The organism is Xanthobacter sp. BG11Y11_SDJG (assembly GCF_057364445.1).
The window spans coordinates 1-4,588 of record NZ_JBNFNU010000340.1; the positions used below are offsets into that span (position 1 = coordinate 1).

3 protein-coding genes and 2 pseudogenes are annotated in these 4,588 nt (G+C 71.9%); all 5 read left to right on the plus strand.

All coding sequences use genetic code 11. From position 1 onward, the window contains the following. Positions 1 to 463, plus strand: a pseudogene (locus AC2W7M_RS20185) (hypothetical protein); the annotation flags it as partial. After that, entirely contained in the window at positions 364 to 996 is a 633-nt protein-coding gene (locus AC2W7M_RS20190) for a hypothetical protein (protein ID WP_486134402.1), read from the plus strand. The pseudogene AC2W7M_RS20185 and the gene AC2W7M_RS20190, both read left to right, overlap by 100 nt. A gap of 103 nt (positions 997 to 1,099) precedes the next feature. Further along, positions 1,100 to 2,655, plus strand: a pseudogene (metG, locus tag AC2W7M_RS20195) (methionine--tRNA ligase). Between the two features lie 111 nt (positions 2,656 to 2,766). Beyond that, positions 2,767 to 3,267, plus strand: coding sequence for a hypothetical protein (locus tag AC2W7M_RS20200; RefSeq protein ID WP_486134403.1), 501 nt, complete (start codon positions 2,767 to 2,769; stop codon positions 3,265 to 3,267). Between the two features lie 827 nt (positions 3,268 to 4,094). Next, positions 4,095 to 4,319, plus strand: coding sequence for a DUF2087 domain-containing protein (locus tag AC2W7M_RS20205; RefSeq protein WP_486134405.1), 225 nt, complete (start codon positions 4,095 to 4,097; stop codon positions 4,317 to 4,319). Positions 4,320 to 4,588 lie beyond the last annotated feature (269 nt).

Consider the following 4,588-nt stretch of genomic DNA (forward strand, 5'->3'; position numbering starts at 1 on the left):
GCAGGAGCGCCTGTTCGGCCATGCCGCTCTGGAGGCGGACCTTCTCGGCGACTGGCGCGCCGGCCGGCTGCCCCACGCGCTGCTGATCGGCGGCCCGGAGGGCATCGGCAAGGCGACGCTCGCCTACCGGCTCGCCCGCACCGTGCTCGCCGGGCCGGCGGAGGCGCATGCGGCGCACGACCTTTCGCTGGCGCCCGGCCACCCGGTGTTCCGGCAGGTGGCGTCCCTCACCCATCCCGATCTGCTGGTGCTGCGGCGCGTGGCCGAGGCGGGCGAGGAGAAGGTGCCGACCCTCATTCCCGCCGAATGGTGCGAAGGGTGCGTCCCTTCTTCGGCTCCACGGCGGCGGCGGGCGGCTGGCGGGTGTGCATCGTCGATGCGGTGGACGACCTCAACGCCTTCGGCGCCAACGCGCTCCTCAAGACGCTGGAGGAGCCGCCGCCGAACGCGCTGTTTCTGCTGATCTCCCACGCGCCGGGGCGGGTCCTGCCGACGATCCGCTCGCGCACGCGCCTGGTGCGCATGCGCCCGCTCGGCACCCCCGACGTGCTGGCCGCCCTCGACCACCTGAAGGGCGAGGTGGGCGACCTCGACGAGGCGCTGCTCGCCCGCCGCCGCGGAGGCTCGGCGGCAGGCGTGCGGCGCGCCATCGTGCTGGCGCGCGGCGAGGGGATGGAGGTGCGCGCCGCCACCCTGCGGGCGCTGGAGCAACTGCCGGACGTGAAGCCGGAGGAGCTCCACGCTCTGGGCGCGCGGCTCCAGGGCGACAGGGCGGACGGGCTCGATCTGTTCGTCGAGGCGGTGAGCGACTTCGTGGCCGCGCGCACCGTCGCGGGCGCCGAGGCCGGCGCTCTCGCCCGCCATCGCCTTTACCGCCTCGGCGAGGTGTGGGAGAAGGTGCGGCGCAGCGCGGCCGAGGCGGACGTCTTCAACCTCGACCGCAAGGCGCTGGTATTCCGGGTCTTCGCCGATCTCGCCGACGCCGTGCGCGCCTGACACCGTGCGCGCCCGACGCGGCCGGCGCAGCCGTCGGCCGCACAGGAGCGCCGGCCGCGCCCGCCGGGCGCAGCGCCGCCGCACAGCGATGTAAGAGCAAGCGATGTCGCAGAAGCCGTCATTCTACATCACCACCGCCATTTCCTATCCCAACGGCGTGCCGCACATGGGCCACGCCTACGAGGCGATCGCCACCGACTGCATCGCCCGCTTCAAGCGGCTCGACGGCTATGACGTGCGCTTCCTGACCGGCACCGACGAGCACGGCATCAAGATGCTCCAGACCGCCCAGAAGGCGGGCCTGACCCCGCGCGAGCTGGTGGCGCGCAACACGCCGCGCTTCGAGGCCATGGTGGAGGCGTTCGACCTCTCCAACGACGACTTCATCCACACCACCGAAGAGCGGCACCACCGCTCCAGCCAGGCGATCTGGAACCGCATGGCGGCGAACGGGGACATCTACAAGTCCACCTATGCCGGCTGGTACTCGGTGCGCGACGAGGCCTATTACGCCGAGGACGAGACGCAGCTGAACGATCAGGGGGTGCGCGTCGGCCCCCAGGGCACGCCGGTGGAATGGGTGGAGGAGGACAGCTACTTCTTCCGCCTCTCCGCCTACCAGGACCGGCTGCTGGCGCATTACCGCGACAATCCCGGCTTCATCATGCCGGAGGCGCGCCGCAACGAGGTGGTGAGCTTCGTCTCCGGGGGGCTGCAGGACCTCTCCATCTCGCGCACCACCTTCGACTGGGGCATCCCGGTGCCGGGCGACGACAAGCACATCATGTATGTGTGGGTGGACGCGCTCACCAACTACATCACCGCGCTCGGCTATCCGGACACGGACGGGGATCTGTTCCGCCGCTTCTGGCCGGCGGACGTGCACGTGATCGGCAAGGACATCATCCGCTTCCATGCGGTCTACTGGCCGGCCTTCCTGTGGTCGGCGGGGCTGGAGGCGCCCAAGCGCGTGTTCGGCCACGGCTTCCTGTTCAACCGCGGGGAGAAGATGTCGAAGTCGGTGGGCAATGTGGTCGACCCGTTCGATCTCGCCGCCACCTACGGCGTCGACGCGATCCGCTATTTCTTCCTGCGCGAGGTGTCGTTCGGCCAGGACGGCTCCTACAGCCACGAGGCGATCGTCAACCGCATGAATGCGGACCTCGCCAACGACCTCGGCAACCTCGCCCAGCGCTCGCTCTCCATGGTGGCGAAGAACCTCGACGGCGCGGTGCCGCAGCCCGGCCCGCTCTCGGCCGAGGACGCGGCCATGCTCGCGCTCGCCGACGGCATGCTGGAGAAGGCGCGCGAGGCGATGGAGAACCAGGCGGTGCATCTCTATCTCAACGCGGTATGGGCCGTGGTGGCGGAGGCGAACCGCTATTTCGCCGCCCAGGCCCCTTGGGCGCTGCGCAAGACCGATCCCGCGCGCATGGCGACGGTGCTGTGGGTGACGGCGGAGGTGGTGCGGCAGGTGGCGATCCTGGCGCAGCCGGTGATGCCAAAGAGCGCCGCCCGGCTGCTCGACCTCGTGGCGGCCGGGCCGGACGAGCGCACCTTCGCCGCCCTCGGCGCGCCGGGCGACTACCGGCGGGCCGCGCCTTGCCGCCGCCGGTGGGCGTGTTCCCCCGCTATGTGGAGCCGGAGGCAGGGGTCTGAGACGGTATTGGCGGCAAGATTCGTCCGTCCGCGCACCACGGGCGGAAAATTTGCCTTAACCTTCTTCCGGCTAGATTGTCCGGGTATGACCGCGTGGGCGAGGATGAGCGTATGTGGAGCGTAAGGACCGCGGGTGCGATCGCTGCGGCGCTGCTGGTGGCCGGCTGCGCCAGCGACCGTTCGCCCGCGCCGAGCGCGACCTATGACCTGACGCCGCAGATGGCGCCGCTGGAGCCGGCGCCGGTGCCGGAAGGCCCGGCGGTGCCGCGCATCGAGGTGAAGCTCGCCGGTGCCGACGCGACGCTGGTGCGCGGCCGCCTCGCCACCGCCCGCCGGGCGCGCGATTATGCCATCACCGTCGACCAGCCCTCGCGACTGGTCGCCGAGAAGCGCCTGCCGCCGGACGAGGCGCTGAAGCGCACCAACGGCGCCTCCTCGGATGCGGCCTTTCGCCTGGACTACGTGTTCAACACCTCGGGCGGCACCGTGACGGTCTCGCTGGAGGCGTCCATCGTCACCAATCCGGGACGGCCGGGCGAGAAGGTGCAGCCCATCACCATGCCCGCCCCCGACGCCGACGCGCTGAAGAGCGAGATTTCCGAGTCGGCCTGAGGCACCGTTCCCCGGCCAAGCGACGGCGCAGCCGGAGCGCCGAGCCGGGGTCCAGGGGAACTCCCGCGCAGCGGACAAGACCCAACGCCGCACCGCCTGCGGCGGAAAGGGCCGCCTGCGGCGCCTTCTTTGCGCTGGGTCCCGGCTCTCCTTCCGCTGACGCTCCAGTCGGCCGGGACGCGAGGGCGCGCCCGGAGCGCGCGCTTGGCCTGGCGGCGAGGCACCTTGTTCCCCGGCCAAGCGACGGCGCAGCCGGAGCGCCGAGCCGGGGTCCAGCGCAAGACTCCTGCGCCAGCAGGCAATCGGCCGCACCGCAGCGCCACCCTTGAATCCGCCGCCAGCGGCGCTATATCAGGCCTCGGTCGGCAGTTCACCGAGGCGTCGCTGTCCCTTCCGGGAAGCTAAACCTGCCATTTCCTTCGGCTGACACTCCTCGCGGTGCCATGTCGCAAGCCAGCGACCACGACAGACCCCTTCGGCGCCCCTTCGAGGACTTGTCATGTCGCGACCCGTCTTTCCCTACGTCGCCGAGGACGTCTCGGCGCTCGCCCGCACCCTCGGGCGGGAGATCGGCAGCGCCGGCGCGAAGCCGAGCCACGTCGAGCTCCTGAACATCCTCGCCCGCGCGGCGGGTTCCGGAACTTCCAGCATCTGCGCGCCCAGCACACGCCCGCGCGCATCTCGATGCGGCCGAACGACCGGCACCCGTGCCCGCGCCGGTGGACCTCACGCGCGTCGCCCCGAACCGCCCGCCATTTCGACGCGGCCGGAAGGCTCGCCCGCTGGCCCTCCAAGGCGAGCCAGCGCGCGCTCGCGCTCTGGGCGCTGTGGTCGCGGCTGCGCGCGGCACGACGCTGACCGAGAAGGAGGTGAACGGCCTTCTCGCCATGGAGCACGGCTTCGGCGACCCGCTGCTGCTGCGCCGCTTCCTGGTGGATGCCGGCCTTCTCTGGCGCACCCGCGACGGGCGCCAGTATCGCCGGGTGGAGCAGGCCCCGCCCGGCGAGGCGCTGGCGCTGATCCGCCATCTCGGCCGCCGCACGGCGCACTGAGGCCATCATGCCGCTGCTGAACCTGCGCCCCCGGTGGCGCCGCGATCCCGCACGCCGATGCGTGCGGGATCCCTCGAAAGCGGCACGTCGGCCCCGTGGAGGCGGCGCGGGCCGGGCAGGGCCGGCCCGTGCTGGCCCTTCACGGCGGCATGGGCGGCTTCGACCAGGGCCTGATCCTGGCCGCTTCCGCCTTCGACCACGCCCGCATCCTTCACGTGGTCGCCCCCTCGCGCCGGGCTATCTCGGCACGCCGCTCGGCGCGCACCGCG